This is a genomic window from Hydrogenophaga sp. IBVHS2, assembly GCF_002127215.1.
In the GTDB taxonomy this organism is placed as follows: Bacteria; Pseudomonadota; Gammaproteobacteria; order Burkholderiales; family Burkholderiaceae_C; genus Hydrogenophaga.
Map to the genome: position 1 here is coordinate 511,296 of NZ_NFUT01000002.1, position 13,832 is coordinate 525,127.

The 13,832-nt window shown below is 69.9% G+C and carries 15 protein-coding genes; 6 read left to right on the forward strand and 9 right to left on the reverse strand.

The annotated features are described in order from the left end of the window. Positions 1-406: 406 nt before the first annotated feature. Positions 407-1,399, forward strand: a complete 993-nt coding sequence (locus tag CAP38_RS07200; protein ID WP_143435769.1) for a hypothetical protein — start codon at positions 407-409, stop codon at positions 1,397-1,399. A gap of 28 nt (positions 1,400-1,427) precedes the next feature. Here the strand turns inward: CAP38_RS07200 and CAP38_RS07205 are convergent, their stop codons facing one another. The 3 genes from CAP38_RS07205 to CAP38_RS07215 are packed head-to-tail and all read right to left on the reverse strand — an operon-like array spanning position 1,428 to position 4,156. Continuing rightward, positions 1,428-2,165, reverse strand: coding sequence for a YoaK family protein (locus CAP38_RS07205; protein ID WP_086120449.1), 738 nt, complete (start codon positions 2,163-2,165; stop codon positions 1,428-1,430). Between the two features lie 13 nt (positions 2,166-2,178). Next, entirely contained in the window at positions 2,179-3,522 is a 1,344-nt protein-coding gene (gene chrA, locus CAP38_RS07210; RefSeq protein ID WP_086120451.1) for a chromate efflux transporter, read from the reverse strand. Positions 3,523-3,529: 7 nt separating this feature from the next. Then, a complete protein-coding gene (locus CAP38_RS07215; protein WP_086120453.1) occupies positions 3,530-4,156 on the reverse strand; it encodes an exopolysaccharide biosynthesis protein in 627 nt (208 codons plus the stop codon). A 195-nt stretch (positions 4,157-4,351) separates the two neighbouring features. On the opposite strand from CAP38_RS07215, the gene CAP38_RS07220 reads away from it, so the two are divergent. Then, a complete protein-coding gene (locus tag CAP38_RS07220) occupies positions 4,352-4,786 on the forward strand; it encodes a hypothetical protein (protein WP_086120455.1) in 435 nt (144 codons plus the stop codon). Here the strand turns inward: CAP38_RS07220 and CAP38_RS07225 are convergent. The 4 genes from CAP38_RS07225 to CAP38_RS15340 are packed head-to-tail and all read right to left on the reverse strand — an operon-like array spanning position 4,728 to position 8,331. Next, positions 4,728-5,351, reverse strand: coding sequence for a HupE/UreJ family protein (locus CAP38_RS07225; protein ID WP_179188482.1), 624 nt, complete (start codon positions 5,349-5,351; stop codon positions 4,728-4,730). The genes CAP38_RS07220 and CAP38_RS07225 overlap by 59 nt on opposite strands. Beyond that, the gene (locus tag CAP38_RS07230; RefSeq protein WP_086120459.1) at positions 5,348-5,956 is read right to left on the reverse strand and encodes a HupE/UreJ family protein; all 609 of its coding nucleotides are present in this window, start codon (positions 5,954-5,956) and stop codon (positions 5,348-5,350) included. Before CAP38_RS07230 ends, CAP38_RS07225 begins: the two co-directional genes overlap by 4 nt. Before the next feature lie 30 nt (positions 5,957-5,986). Further along, positions 5,987-7,147 (reverse strand): HupE/UreJ family protein, encoded by a 1,161-nt coding sequence (locus CAP38_RS15335; protein WP_179188483.1) that lies wholly within the window; start codon positions 7,145-7,147, stop codon positions 5,987-5,989. 11 nt (positions 7,148-7,158) lie between these two features. Then, entirely contained in the window at positions 7,159-8,331 is a 1,173-nt protein-coding gene (locus tag CAP38_RS15340; RefSeq protein ID WP_179188484.1) for a tetratricopeptide repeat protein, read from the reverse strand. Between the two features lie 178 nt (positions 8,332-8,509). Between CAP38_RS15340 and CAP38_RS15345 the strand changes: the two genes are divergently transcribed. From CAP38_RS15345 to CAP38_RS07245, 3 genes are all read left to right on the forward strand, one after another. Further along, a complete protein-coding gene (locus CAP38_RS15345) occupies positions 8,510-8,662 on the forward strand; it encodes a hypothetical protein (RefSeq protein WP_179188485.1) in 153 nt (50 codons plus the stop codon). A 233-nt stretch (positions 8,663-8,895) separates the two neighbouring features. Beyond that, complete coding sequence (locus tag CAP38_RS07240) at positions 8,896-9,357, forward strand: CoA-binding protein (protein ID WP_086121084.1); 462 nt, start codon at positions 8,896-8,898, stop codon at positions 9,355-9,357. Beyond that, positions 9,357-10,667: an O-acetylhomoserine aminocarboxypropyltransferase/cysteine synthase family protein gene (locus tag CAP38_RS07245; protein WP_086120461.1), complete on the forward strand. Its 1,311-nt coding sequence runs from the start codon at positions 9,357-9,359 to the stop codon at positions 10,665-10,667. The genes CAP38_RS07240 and CAP38_RS07245 overlap by 1 nt, the downstream gene beginning before the upstream one ends. A gap of 15 nt (positions 10,668-10,682) precedes the next feature. Here the strand turns inward: CAP38_RS07245 and CAP38_RS07250 are convergent, their stop codons facing one another. Together CAP38_RS07250 and hpnC are read right to left on the reverse strand one after the other, a co-directional pair. After that, complete coding sequence (locus tag CAP38_RS07250) at positions 10,683-11,729, reverse strand: alpha/beta hydrolase (protein WP_086120462.1); 1,047 nt, start codon at positions 11,727-11,729, stop codon at positions 10,683-10,685. Between the two features lie 34 nt (positions 11,730-11,763). Further along, on the reverse strand, positions 11,764-12,627 hold the full coding sequence (gene hpnC, locus CAP38_RS07255; RefSeq protein WP_086120464.1) for a squalene synthase HpnC: 864 nt from the start codon (positions 12,625-12,627) through the stop codon (positions 11,764-11,766). 110 nt (positions 12,628-12,737) lie between these two features. On the opposite strand from hpnC, the gene CAP38_RS07260 reads away from it, so the two are divergent. After that, positions 12,738-13,829 (forward strand): efflux RND transporter periplasmic adaptor subunit, encoded by a 1,092-nt coding sequence (locus CAP38_RS07260; RefSeq protein WP_086120466.1) that lies wholly within the window; start codon positions 12,738-12,740, stop codon positions 13,827-13,829. Positions 13,830-13,832: the final 3 nt, after the last annotated feature.

The window sequence follows — 13,832 nt, forward strand, 5'->3', positions numbered from 1 at the left end:
GCAGCAGGGGCCGCAACCGCCGGAGCGGGTGCCGGTGCGGGCGCGGCGGCCTGGGGCGCCACGACGGTCTGGGCACAGCCGGCCAGGGCGAGTGCGGCGGCGGCGGCCAGCAAGGCCGGGCGATGGGTGAAGGACGAATGCATGGCGTGTCTCCGGTGTCGTTATGAAAGTGGCGTGCCGCAAGCCAGGCCCGGGCACGCGGCGCATTGTGTGCATGCTTACAGAGTCTGCCAAGCGGGTGGACCCGCAGGGGGACGGCACCGGCATCGCCTAGGTGACACCGCCGTCCGGCCGCGCGACGGGCGGCGGGCGCATCCTGAAGCCTGCGGTCACGAAGTCCCACGGGTCTGCATCCCGACAGGATGCGTCCCTGCTTCCGTGGTCCATTTCCCTGCACAGACTCGACATGCACAGAACTTCATCCGTTCGAAACGGCGCTCAGGAGCGGTTGGCCCCATCGCAAAGCGGGTCGTCGGAATCATCCGAAGATCGTGCCGAGCCTGATCTGCTGAGGCAGTCGCGGCGGGAGAAATGCGAAAGCGGTGCCAGGCCCGCCCAGGTGGATGTGGCGGAGGTGACGGAACGTCCCGTCACGCCAGGCGATGTGTTGACACTGGCAGGCGTCGCGCTGTCATGGCCTGTGCGTGCCGCGCTGGGGGTGGGATTGGTCCCGCTGGGCCTCACCTTCGCACTCGGGACTTCGCTGGTGCGGGGTGTCCGGGGCCACGTCACACCGGACACGAGCGGCTTCACCTGGGCGGCAGGCGGTCAGAACGCCGAAAAGGCCGATGCCCATGACATGCGGGTGGTCGTGCCCGGGGCCGAATTCGACGACTGGAACGGCAGCACCGCCAGAGCTGTCAAGGTCAGGCACACGGTGCACACCGTCGATCTGACGGTGGACCGAAACGCCTGGTCGGACAAGAAGCTCGACAGCGACACGTTTTCCGGTCTGACATTGAAGAGCCGTCTCGACTTTGTGGCCCACGGCACTTCGAAGTACTGCGACAACTTTTCGGCGACAGAGATTGCAGATCGACTGGCTCAGGGAGGGCTCAGGCGGGTCGGTGTGATCAAGTTTCACTCCTGCCATGCGGGCTCGAAACATTTTCTGGAGGAGCTGGGACAGCGTCTGGCCGAACGCGGCATCGAGTTCGGCTGGCTGTCGGGCGGCGTGGGCCTCATGGGTGACCTGCGGGTTCCGGCCAGGCTGGGCCGGCACACCTACACCTGGAGTCCGGTGATCATGCCCTGGCATCGGGTCAGTGGGCTTTACGCGCCGGAGGCACTGACCCGAAGGGTGCTCAAAGGCAATGCCGCCGTGGATTTCAAAGGGACGGTGTACGACTCGCACCGACCGAGCTGGCGGATCGCCTCCGATTTTTCGCCGTTGCACTGACGCCCGTCGGCAGGCGGGGCGGGTTGCCTCAGCGCCTCAGATCGTCCAGCGCCGGCACCGCCGCCAGCGCGGCCAGCACCAGGGCCAGCGGCACGGTGAACACATAGCCCACCGCCTTGAAGCCGAAGGCCCCGGCCACCGCACCGGCCATGAAGGCCAGCAGCAGCCCGGCCAGCACCACGATGCGCGGGCCGTCGGTGCGCACCGGCGCCTCGCCTTCGGCCGGTGTGCGGCGGCTGTGCAGGGCGCGCCCGATCTCGATGCCCAGATCGGTGACCACGCCGGTCATGTGGGTGGTGCGGATGACCGCACCCGAGAGCTTGGTCACCACCGCGTTCTGCAGCCCCATCATGAAACACAGCAGCACCACGGTGAACGGCACCAGCAGGCCCTCGTAGCGCGAGAGCTGCGAGCCGGCCAGGCCGAAGAGCAGGATGAGTGCGGCTTCCAGCAGCAGCGGCAACGCGTATTCGCTGGCCAGGCGGCGGCGCCGCGCTTCCAGGATCAGCACCGAGCTGACGATGGCGCCCGCAAGAAACGCCAGCACGCTGACCGTGGCGTCCACCACCAGGCCCAGTTGCCCCAGCGCGAGCTGATCCGCCAGCATGGACAGGCTGCCGGTGACGTGCGAGGTGTACTGCTGCACCGCCAGGAAGCCGCCGGCGTTCATGGCACCCGCCACGAAGGCCAGCGCCCAGCCCAGCTGCCGGTTGGCCGAGAGCGTGCGTTCCCGGTTGAGCAGGAAGCGGGCGTAGTTGGCGGGCATGGGCGTTGTCGGTTCAGGGCGCCAGCAACGCCGGCGCGGCCTGGGTGATCAGCAGGCCGGCCACCGCGCTGACGGCGATCAGCGTCATCACGCCCAGCTTGAAGCGGAACAGCGCCAGCGCTGCCAGCAGCACCAGCGCACCGGCCACGGCATCGACCCGGCCGCTCCAGCCCTGCGGCCACACCACGTGCTGGGCAAAGAACACGGCCAGGTTGAGGATGACGCCCACCACCGCAGCGGTGATGGCGCTCAGCGGTGCGGTGAAGCCCAGCTTGCCGTGCGTGGCCTCCACCAGCGGGCCGCCGGCCAGGATGAAGATGAACGACGGCAGGAAGGTGAAGAAGGTGACCAGCGCGGCGGCCAGCATGCCGCCGGCCAGCAGCGCCTCGGGCCCCAGCACCGCCTGCTGCCAGCCGCCCACAAAACCGACGAAGGCCACCACCATGATGAGCGGGCCCGGCGTGGTCTCGCCCAGGGCCAGCCCGTCGATCATCTGCGGGCCGGTGAGCCATCCGAAGTGTTCCACCGCGCCCTGGTACACATAGGGCAGCACCGCATACGCACCGCCGAAGGTGAGCAGGGCGGCCTTGCTGAAGAACAGCCCCATCTGCGTCAGCGTGTCCTGCCAGCCCACGGTGGCCACCAGGACGCCCATCACCAGCAGCCACAGGCCGAGTCCGCAGGCCAGCACCTGCAGCAGTCGGCGGCGGCTGAACCGGGCGTGGGTCGGGGTGGGGGTGTCGTCGTCGATCACGGCCGGCGCATGGGGCTGGCCGCTGGCGGCGTGACCGGAGCCCGAAGGCGTGAACACCCCCGGTGCCAGCCGCGAGCCGACCCAGCCGGCCAGAGCTGCCACCGCCACGATGGCGGGGAAGGGCGTGTCCGCAAAGGTGAGGGCAGCGAAGGCCAGCGCAGCGATCAGCGCCATCCATCGGTTCTTCAGCGCCCGCGTGCCGATGCGGTGCGCCGCGTGCAGCACGATGGCCACCACCGCCGGCTTGATGCCGTAGAACAACCCGGCCACCAGCGGCGTGTGACCGAAGCTCAGATAGACCCAGCTCAACCCCACGAGGATGAACAGCGAGGGCAGCACGAACAGGCCGCCGGCCACCAGGCCCCCCCAGGTGCGGTGCATCAGCCAGCCGATGTACGTGGCCAACTGCTGGGCCTCGGGGCCGGGCAGCAGCATGCAGTAGTTGAGGGCGTGCAGGAAACGCCGTTCGCTGATCCAGCGGCGCCGCTCCACCAGCTCGGCATGCATGATGGCGATCTGACCGGCCGGCCCGCCAAAGCTCACGAAGCCCAGCTTGAGCCAGAACAGGAAGGCCTCGCGGCGGCTGATGGTGGGGGTGGTCATGCAGGGATCAGGTCATGCGGGCCAGCAGCGCCAGCCCCGCCTGGATCATGGCCCACACCACGCCGGACACCACGGCGGTGGCCACGGCCGCACCCAGCCAGCCCGCCAGCATCCACAGGCCGTCGCGCTCCAGCACGCCCAGGGCCATGAGCGCAATCGCCAACGCCGGCAGCGTGTTGCCCAGCGGCACCGGCAGCATCAGCACCACGGCCAGCAGCAGGCAGGTCAGACCGGCCAGGTTCTCCAGCGGCGGGCGCACCATGAAGCGCCAGCGCGGCCGCAGCAGGCGTTCGGCCTTCTGCAGCCAGGGAATCAGCCGGCGCACCAGCGCCGCCAGATCGTCCCGCGCGATCGAGCGCTGCGCCACCACCTTCGGCAGCCAGGGCCTGAGCCCCAGCATGAGCTGCAGCGACAGGAACAGCAGCGGCGCCCCGAGCACGGTGGAGACACCCGGCGGCACCGGGAAGATGTTGGGCGCGGCGAACACGAACATCAGCGCACCCAGGGCCCGATCGCCCAGAGCGGCCAGCAGGTCGCCGATGGCCACGCGGTCGCGGGTGTCGTCGTGCGCCAGATGGAACAGCACCACCGAGAGCGGTGCGGCGCCGGGAGAAGGGAGCGGTGGAAGGGTCATGCCGGGGGAAGTATAGGAAGCCCTTGCCCATGGCCCAGGGCCATCGGCCTTTGCCGTTCGGCTACGGGCATGAAATCAATAGTCTTTCGTCATGACTTCTCCGAGGCTGTGGCCGCGTAATGCGCCACCCCTCCATCTCACGCGTCCGCCACCCGGCGGCTGCGCCGGTTCTGGGGTCTCGAACGGAGCATTCCCATGACCCAACCCAACCCAGGTTGTATTCCGGCATGCCTGATCACCGCCGATCCGGCGGAGATCGATTTCCACATCCACGCCTTCAACAGCCACCACGGCCACGACATGGTGCTCGACGCACCGGGCGAGGGCTGCATCGTCATCGACGGCCACCTGCTGCGCGGCGGCCATCGCGTCGGGCAAGGCCTCTGGCAGAGCCGGGACCGGCGCTGGCGCTTCTGCCTGAACGAGCAGGGTGACCTGCTGGTGGAAGGCCTGCAGCCAGAGCTGCGCTGCCACCTCACCGTGCTGGGCTGGCTGCACCGCTGGACCTCGCCCGGCCGGGCGGTGGGGATCGAACTGGAGGGGATGGTGGCGTGGCCGGCAGGATCTGCGGTCAGCCCGTCGACCGTGTCAGCGGTCCCAGCCACCCCAGCACCAGCATCAGCAGGCTGATGGCCACCAGCCAGCCGCCCAGGATGCGCTGACCGATGGCGGTGCCGTGGGCCAGGCGGGGCTGGCGGCCCAGCAGTTCGCCCCAGAAGGCCAGCTGCCCGGTGATGAGCAGGGCGCCCACCACGCTGCCGCCGATGGTCAGGAAGCGCTGCCACGGCGCAAATCCGGGGTCGCCCGAGCCCAGGCCCACCAGCAGGCCGGAGAGCGCGCACAGGGTGGCGACGAGGGCAGCAGGCCCGGTGCGGTCGGCGGCCACCAGCACGGCGCAGGTCAGGGCCAGTGGCAGCAGGCCGCGGTCGGTGTCGGGATCGGCCAGCGGCACCGTGAGCAGGCCGCCGATCGCCAGTCCTGCCGCCAGGGCCCAGATGGCGACCGCCTTCCTCGGTTCATCCACCCGGCCCAGGTACAGGCCCAGGGCCAGCAGCATGAGCACATGGGCCGGTGCCAGCAGCGGGTGCAGCAGGCCCACATAGAACGGGGTGGCCCCCGGTATGGCGCCATGGGCCAGGGCGGCCAGCGGCGCCAGCCCCAGCGCGCCGGTCAGTGCGGTGCGTCCGGGTTTCACAACCAGCCGGCCAGAAAGCCCACGCCGATGGCGGAGATCACCACGCCGCAGCCGCGCACCAGCTGGACGCCCTGGGGCCAGCGCACCGCCATGCCCAGCACGATGCCGCCTAGGTGCAGCAGGCCGGTGGCCACCATGAAGCCGGCGGTGTACATCAGCGGGTTGGTGGCGTCGGGCAGCTCGGTGCCGTGGGCGTAGCCGTGGAAGATGGCGAAGGCGCCCACCACCACGGCGGCCAGCCACAGCGGCGGACGGCTGCCCAGCGCGACCATGGCGCCGATGACGATGGCCGAGGCGGCAATGCCTTCTTCCACCAGCGGCACCGGCACACCGGCCAGACCCAGCACACCGCCCAGCGCCATGACGGCCGGGAACACCACCGGCAGCGTCCAGACCGCGCGCTCGCCCATGAAGGCGCCCCACAGGCCCACCGCCACCATGGCCACCACATGGTCCCAGCCCAGGATGGGGTGCACGAAGCCGCTGGCAAAGCCGCCGGCCAGGTTGTCGGCGCCGGCATGGGCGTGGGCGCCCTGGGCCAGGGCCAGCAGCGTCAGGAAGGCGGCCCAGCGGGCACCGTGGGAGAGGAGGCGATCGGTTTTCATGGAACTCCTTGTGATAGACAGGGTGAGAAATCAGGTGATCAGGCCCAGGCGCTGCAGCACCCAGAGTGTGCCGATGCCGGCAATGACGAGCGAGCCCCCGGCCACCACCACCGCTCGGTAGAAGCCGGTCATGCGCAGCCACCAGGCCAGCGGGAAGAAGGCCGCCACGATGGCCAGCTGGCCCAGCTCCACGCCCAGGTTGAAGCCGCCCAGCGCCACCGCCAGCTGGCTGCCCGGCAGGTTGAGGTCGATCAGTGCGGTGGCAAAGCCGAAGCCGTGGATCAGGCCGAACACGAAGGCCATGCGCCAGCGCTCCAGCGCGAACCAGCCCATCAGGTTGTTGAGCGCGGCCAGCACCACCGAGAGCGCCACCAGGGTCTCCACGATGGCCCGGGGCGGCTCGACCACCCGGGTCAGTGCCAGCGCCAGCGTGATGCTGTGCGCCACGGTGAAGGCCGTGACCACCGCCACCACGTCCATCAGCGAGCTGCGCAGCGCGTCGCGGGCCGGCCAGTGCAGCAGCCAGCCGCGCTGGCGCTGCAGGGGTGCCAGCAGCAGCAGACTCAGCAGGAACAGGATGTGGTCCAGCCCGATCCAGATGTGCCACACGCCTTCGGTGATGTAACGCCACAGGGTGCTGCCGATGCCGCCGTCGTCTGCCCGGCTGGACGGTACCAGCCGCACCTCGGGCTGATCGGTGCTGAGCACCGCACTGGTCTGCAGGGCGTCGGTCTGCACCCGTATCAGGCCGCGATGCAGGCTGTCGCGTTCGAAGATGAGCCCGTAGCGCAGCGTGAGCCCGGCCAGCTCGCCCGGACACTCGATGGCCGATTCGGCACTGAGGTAGAAGCCGTCGGCCCGCTCGCTGGCCATCAGCGGCGTGGGCACCTGCCGGCATCGCCCGCTGTCGCTGCGCAGCTGCAGTTCGCGGTCGAGCCAGGTCTGCAGTTCGATGCTGCGGGCCGAGGCCTCGCCCCAGGTGACGCGGCCATCGCGGTCACGGTCCAGGTCGAACAGCAGATCGATGTCGCGCAGGTTCACGTCGGCGCGCAGCACCAGCGCGGACCCGCGCTGTTCCACCAGCAGGTAGCTGTTGCTGCTGGAGTGGGCCAGCACGAGGCCGGGCAGCAGCGCCAGACAGGCCAGCAGGTGCAGCGCGAGCCGGCGCATCGGTCGGGTCAGAAGGGTCAAGCCGGTGCTCCTCATCGGCCGAGCCGGGTCTGCAGGGTCCGGGCCAGGCTGGCCAGGACCGGGTCGGTGTAGCCGGTGCGGCGCATCCAGTCCAGCACCGGTCGGGCGTCGGCCGGGCGGTCGCTGGCCAGGGCGGCTTCGATCAGCAGGGCTGCATCGGCCGGCTCCTGCTGCTCGGTCCAGCTCTGGACCGCCAGCGCCAGGCCGCGCGGCAGGTCGGCGCGGTGGCGGATGTAGAACATCATCTGAGGCCGCTCGATCAGTGCCTCGTTGCGCTGGGCCTGGGCGGCCATGCGTTGCGACACCTGGTTCTCCAGATCGGCCGCGCGCGGGTCGCGCAGGGCGCTGGCCGCCAGCAGCGCCTGCACCAGCAAGGCGTCGGTGGGCTGCACCGTGGCCAGGCTGGCCTCCAGGGCCTGGGCATGCTGACCGGCGGCATTGAGTGTTTCCGCCAGCGACAGGCGCACCAGATGCGAACCCGGGTGTCGCTGCAGATGTTGCTGCCACACCTGCGCCGCCTGCATCGGCCGCCCCGCGGCCACCAGCGCCATGCCCTGGTGGTAACGCAGCCAGTCCTGGGCCAGCGGGCCCTGGAGGTCGGGCTGCTGCACCAGGCGCTCGAATGTGGGCACCGCTGCCTCGGCCTGGCCGGTGCGGTATTGCAGCGTGGCCTGGCAGGCCTGGCCTTCGACCGCGCCGAACCGCTGGCCCAGCTCGGTGCAGTCGGTACGGGCCTCGTCCAGGCGCGAGGTCAGCAAATACAGCGAAAAGCGCCATGACCAGGCCTCGGCACGCTGCGGCTCCTGGGCGATGGTGGCGGTCAGGTCCGCAATGCCGCCCTCGAAGTCGTGGAAGCCCTGGCGCACCAGTGCCCGCATGAAATGGCCCTCGGCCGGCAGCTGGCGAGCGTCCCACCAGGGCTGCAGGGCCGCACGGGCTGCGCCGTACCAGCGCAGGTCGCCTTCGCGCAGGCCGAGCACGAACACTTCGCGGGCATAGCGCCATGCGGTGTCCTGCCGCTTCGGGTCGGCCCGCCAGGCGCGTTCGGCTTCCCTCAGCGACGACCCCGCGCCGGCGGTGGCCTGCACCGATACCGGCACGACTACCCGGTCGGGCGCCGGCACGAAGCGGGCCTGTGCCCCGGCGGGCAGATTGACCCCGGCAGTTAGCGCGGCAAACAGCACGGTCGCAATATGACCGTAGGGTTTACCCTTGCATCCGGCCATTTCCACAGTTGGTTTCATGGTTAACCGCAAAGATGAACAAAATTCTTCAGGGATACGCCAGAATAGCACTCGCAGATTCGGGAGTTCGCCCTGTCTGCGCTTTCCCGGACAAACCAACAACCTTACGGTGAATCACATGAAACTGTTCATTTCTGCTCTCGTGTCGGCCTTCGTTCTGGCCACCGCTCCCGCCGCATTCGCCGCAGCCCACGCCGGCGGCAAGATGGACGAGAAGGTCGATTGCTCCAAGAAGGAGAACGCCGACAAGGAAGCCTGCAAGAAGAAGTGATCGTCGCCTGACGTCACACTGCAAAGGCCCGCTCTGCGGGCCTTTTGTTTTGTGACGTTTTCACGAATGACGAGCGTGATTCATTTGGTAACCATTTGCCCCGATTCGTTGAATCCAATGCCGGACCGGCTGCGTACGCCACCGAATTTAATTCGGAATTAATTAATAGACGGCGACCCGCCCGAGGGATCGGCCGGATGCCGACGGCCCGGGCACCGGGCGACAATGCCCGCATGCAGGACGACATCCCCACCCTGCGGCGCCTGCTGGGCAGCTGCCGCACCATTGCCGTCGTCGGTCTTTCGGCCGAATGGCACCGCCCCAGTCACTTCGCGGCCAAGTACATGCAGTCGCACGGCTACCGCATCGTGCCGGTCAACCCCCGCTACCCGGAGATCCTGGGCGAGACCAGCTACCCCCGGCTGGAGGACATCCCGTTTCCGGTCGACATGGTCGATGTGTTCCGCAAGGAGGACGAGATGCCCGCCGTGGCCCGCAGTGCGGTGGCCATCGGGGCGCGCTGCCTGTGGCAGCAGCTGGGCCTGCGCAGCGCCGAGGCCGACGCCATTGCCACCGCCGCCGGCCTGGACAGCGTGTGGGACCGCTGCGTGAAGATCGAGCATGCCCGGCTGTTCGGCGGCCTGCACTGGGCCGGCGTGAACACGCGGGTGATCTCGGCGCGGAGGCCCGTCTGATGGCCGACCGACAGTTCCGCCCCGAAACGCTGGCCATCCATGCCGGCCAGATCCCCGACGCCGCCACCGGCGCCCGGGCCCTGCCCATCTACCAGACCACCAGCTTCGTGTTCGACAGCGCCGAGCATGCCGCCAGCCTGTTCAACCTGCAGACCTTCGGCAATGTGTACTCGCGCCTGTCCAACCCCACGGTGGCCGCGCTGGAGGAACGTGTGGCCGCGCTGGAGGGCGCACGGGCTGCCGTGGCCTGCGCCAGCGGCATGGCCGCCGAGACCCTGGCCCTGACCACGCTGCTGCAGGCCGGCGACCATGTGGTGGCCGGTGGCTCGCTGTACGGCGGCACCGTGACGCTGCTGGCGGTGAACCTGCGCAAGTTCGGCATAGAGACCACCTTTGTGGACGCCACCGACCCGGCTGCCTTTGCCGCTGCCATCCGGCCCGAGACCCGCGCCCTGTATGCCGAGACCCTGGGCAACCCCAGCATGGTGGTGCTGGACATCGCGGCCGTGGCCGACGTGGCCCATGCCCACGGCCTGCCCCTGATCGTGGACAACACCGTGCCCAGCCCGTACCTGTGCAACCCGGTGGCGCTGGGGGCCGACGTGGTGGTGCACAGCGCGACCAAGTACCTGGCCGGCCACGGCACCACGCTGGGCGGCGTGGTCGTGGAGGGCGGTCGTTTCGATTGGGCCAATGGCCGCTTTCCCGGCATGACCGAGCCTTCGCCGGGCTACCACGGCGTCAAGTTCTTCGAGACCTTCGGCGACTTTGCCTTCACCATGCGCTGCCGCATGGAGGGCCTGCGCGTGTGGGGCGCCTCGCTGGCACCCACCAGCGCCTGGCAGATCCTGCAGGGGATCGAGACCCTGCCGCTGCGCATGGAGCGGCACTGCAGCAACGCGCTGGCGGTGGCGCAGTTCCTGCGCGACGACCCGCGCGTGGCCTGGGTCAGTTACCCCGGGCTGCCCGACCACCCGCAGCACGACCTGATGCGCCGCCAGATGCGCGGGGCTTCGGGCCTGCTGGCCTTCGGTGTGAAGCCGGCGGCAACAGCCGGGGCCGAAGGCGGGCTGGCGGCCGGCGTGCGCTTCATCGAGTCGGCGCAGTTCATGAGCCACCTGGTCAACATCGGCGACACCCGCACCCTCATCAGCCATCCGGCCAGCACCACCCACCGGCAACTCGATCCGGCGCAGCAGCTCAAGGCCGGGGTGTTGCCCGACATGGTGCGCATCTCGGTCGGGCTGGAGCACATCGACGACATCCTCTGGGACATCGACCAGGCGCTGGCGCGGGCCGTGGTGGCCTGAGGCCTGTTGCCGTGCTCAGAGGGCGGTGCGGCGACGGGCGAAATCGATTGCGGCTGCCAGCGCCCGGCGGCCCGCCTCGGTATCCTGGTTGAACTGGTACTCGTGGCCCAGCGGCGGCTGGTGATCCGCAGCAAAGAACAGCCCCTCAACCGGCACACCCAGGGTCTGCAGGCGGTTGTGCAGCAGCAGCGACTGGTCCAGCAGCGGGTCGGCATTGCCCGCCGACACGAAGGTCGGCGGGAAGGATGCATCCAGGTGGGGCAGCACCGCGGCATCGCGGTAGGCCTGACTCTGGCGCGCATCACGCTGACCAAAGAAGGCCCGCACCACTGTGTTGAGGAACGGGCCGAAGGCTCCGTCGAAGTTCATCCGGTCGAAATCGAATGGTCCGCAGAAGAGCAGCGTGCCTCGCAGCTGGGCCGGCCGGAGGGCCGGGCGGATGCCGATGCGCTGCGCGTGCTCGGGCTGCACGTGGATGTGGGCCAGCAGTGCCGCCAGGTGAGCCCCGGCCGAGTCGCCGGCCAGCAGGATGCGGCTGCGGTCGATGCCCAGCACGTCCGCTTGCTGGTCCAGGTGGGCCAGCGCCGCGTTGAGCTGGTGCAGTGGTGTGGGGAACCGGGCTTCCGGCGCTCGCGTGTAGGCGGGTGCCACGGTCACGAAACCATGCGATGCCAGCAGCCGCAGCCACGGGTCCACATCGCGCTTGTCGCCCGCCACCCAGGCGCCGCCATGCACCCACACAATGGCTGGCAACCGTTGTTCCGGGGTCCAGCCGGCCGGGCGGTACAAGTCCAGCGGCAGGCCGGGCACATCACCGGAGCGCGTCGAGACTGGCTGGTCTCGCAGGGCCTGCACGCCCTCGGGCACATGGCGCTCCAGGGCGACTGCCGCATTGCGCGCGCCTCCGTCGAACAGCCATCGGATCAGCGTCACCGCCGGACGGGGCGTGATCTGGTGCACGAGTACCAGCCCGGCCAGCAGCAGGGCCAGCAGGCTCAGCGCAGTCCCTGCCCGCCGCAGCCAGCGCAGGCCTGGGGAGTGGTGGGGGGTATGCGTCTGCATGGCCGAACTTTAAGTCCATCGGCCAAGCAGGGATTCACATCCGCAGGCAGCGCCACAGCACCACCGGGATATCCAGGCGCCGCACCGTGACGCGGGTGGCCCAGGTGCGGTGGTCGATGGCCGCGATGTGGTCCAGCACCCGCAGGCCGCCTTGCACCACGGCGCGCAGCTCCCAGCCGCCCCGGCCGGGCAGGCGGTGCACCAGGGGGGCGCCCTGCAGCATCAGCTCGCGGGCCTGGGCACACAGGGCCTGCACCACGGCGCGGCGCGGCCCGTCCAGCCGGGCTTCGCGGGCCCGGTCGTCCGGACGGTGGTGGAAGTCGTCCACCGTCAGGCCATGGCGGCTCAGCTGGTCTTGCGGCAGGTAGCTGCGGCCGTTGGGCAGGTCGCGGCCGATGTCCTGCCAGAAGTTGATGAGCTGCAGTGCGCTGCACACGGCATCGCTCTGGCGCAGGGCTTCGTCGCCGGTCACGCTGTAGAGCTGCAGCAGCAGACGCCCGATCGGGTTGGCCGAGCGGCGGCAATAGTCCAGCAGCTCGGGCAGGTCGGCGTAGGTGTGGCCGCTGGCCGTGTGGCGCACATCCTGCGCGAAGGCACTCAGCAGGTCGTGCAGCAGCGTGGGATCCAGGCTGTGCCGTTGCACTGCAGCCACCAGCGGCGGCCACAGCTGAGGCCAGCGCGCCGCGTCCCGTCCCTGCAGGGCGAGATCGAGCTGTTCGCCCAGAGCGGCCAGATCGGCCAGGCGCTCGGGGGCATCGGCCGATCCTTCGTCGGCGATGTCGTCGGCCGTGCGGGCGAACTGGTAGATGGCCGCCACCGCCGGCCGCAGGGACGCCGGGCACAGCCAGGAGGCCACCGGGAAGTTCTCGTAATGACCCACGTTTCCGCCCAGCGGCATGGCCGGGCTGTTGCCGATGGAAGGTAGGTTTGCCACTACAATTTCGCTTACTAACCGGTCAGTCATTAAATTGGTCGGCCGTCAACGGTCGCCAAAACGAGGGTTTCGCCATGAAAGCCGTGCATTGTGTCCTGATCTGCGCCAGCGCCGTGCTGGCGGCCTGCTCCCGTCCCGAGGTGCCGCCGGAGCCGGTGCGTTCGGTCAAGCTGATCCGGGTGGGCACCGACGGTCTGTCGGCCACCGCCGAGTACGCGGGCGACGTCCGGGCCCGCACCGAGTCGGCCATGGGCTTCCGGGTGGGCGGCAAGCTGGTCGAACGACCGGCCGATGTCGGCCAGCGGGTGAAGGCTGGTCAGCTGCTGGCCCGGCTGGACGAGGGGGATCTGGCCCTGTCCAGCCAGGCCGCGCAGGCGGCCGAAGCGGCGGCCCGCACCCAGCGCGATCTGGCGGCGGCCGACCTCAAGCGTTTTCAGGATCTGCTGGCGCAGGGCTTCGTGAGCCCGGCCGAGATCGACCGCCGTCAGGCCAGCCTGCGTTCGGCCGAGGCCACGCTGCAGCAGGCCCAGGCCCAGCGGGCGGTGCAGGGCAACCAGGCGGCCTATGCCCGCCTGCAGGCCGACGCTGCCGGCGTGGTGGTGGCGGTGCTGGCCGAGCCGGGGCAGGTGGTGGCGGCCGGCGCACCGGTGGTGCGCGTGGCCCGCGACGGCCCCCGCGATGTGGTGTTTGCAGTGCCGGAAGACCGGCTGGTGACGGTGCGTCCCGGACTGGGCGCTACCGTGCGTCTGTGGAGTGCCGGCGAAGGTGGGCCCGCCCTCAAGGCGGTGGTGCGCGAGGTCGCCGCCAGCGCGGACCCGTCCACCCGGACCTACCAGGTGCGCGTCGCCCTGCCGGCCGATGCCCCGGCACCGCTGGGTGCGACGGCCCGCATCGTGCTCGATACCGTGCCCGGCTTGGCCCCCTCGCAGGTGCTGCGCCTGCCCACCAGTGCGGTCATGGCCGCCGGCCCGGGCAAGGGCAGCCAGGTCTGGGTGTTCGACGCCGCCTCCGGCACCGTGCAGCCCCGTGACGTGAACGTGGCCACGGCCGACGGCAACGATCTGGTCATCGCCGGCGGCCTGAAGCCCGGCGAGGAAGTGGTGGCGGCCGGGGTGCATGTGCTCACGCCGGGCCAGAAGGTGGTCCGCTTCAACCCCGCTCAGTGAGGC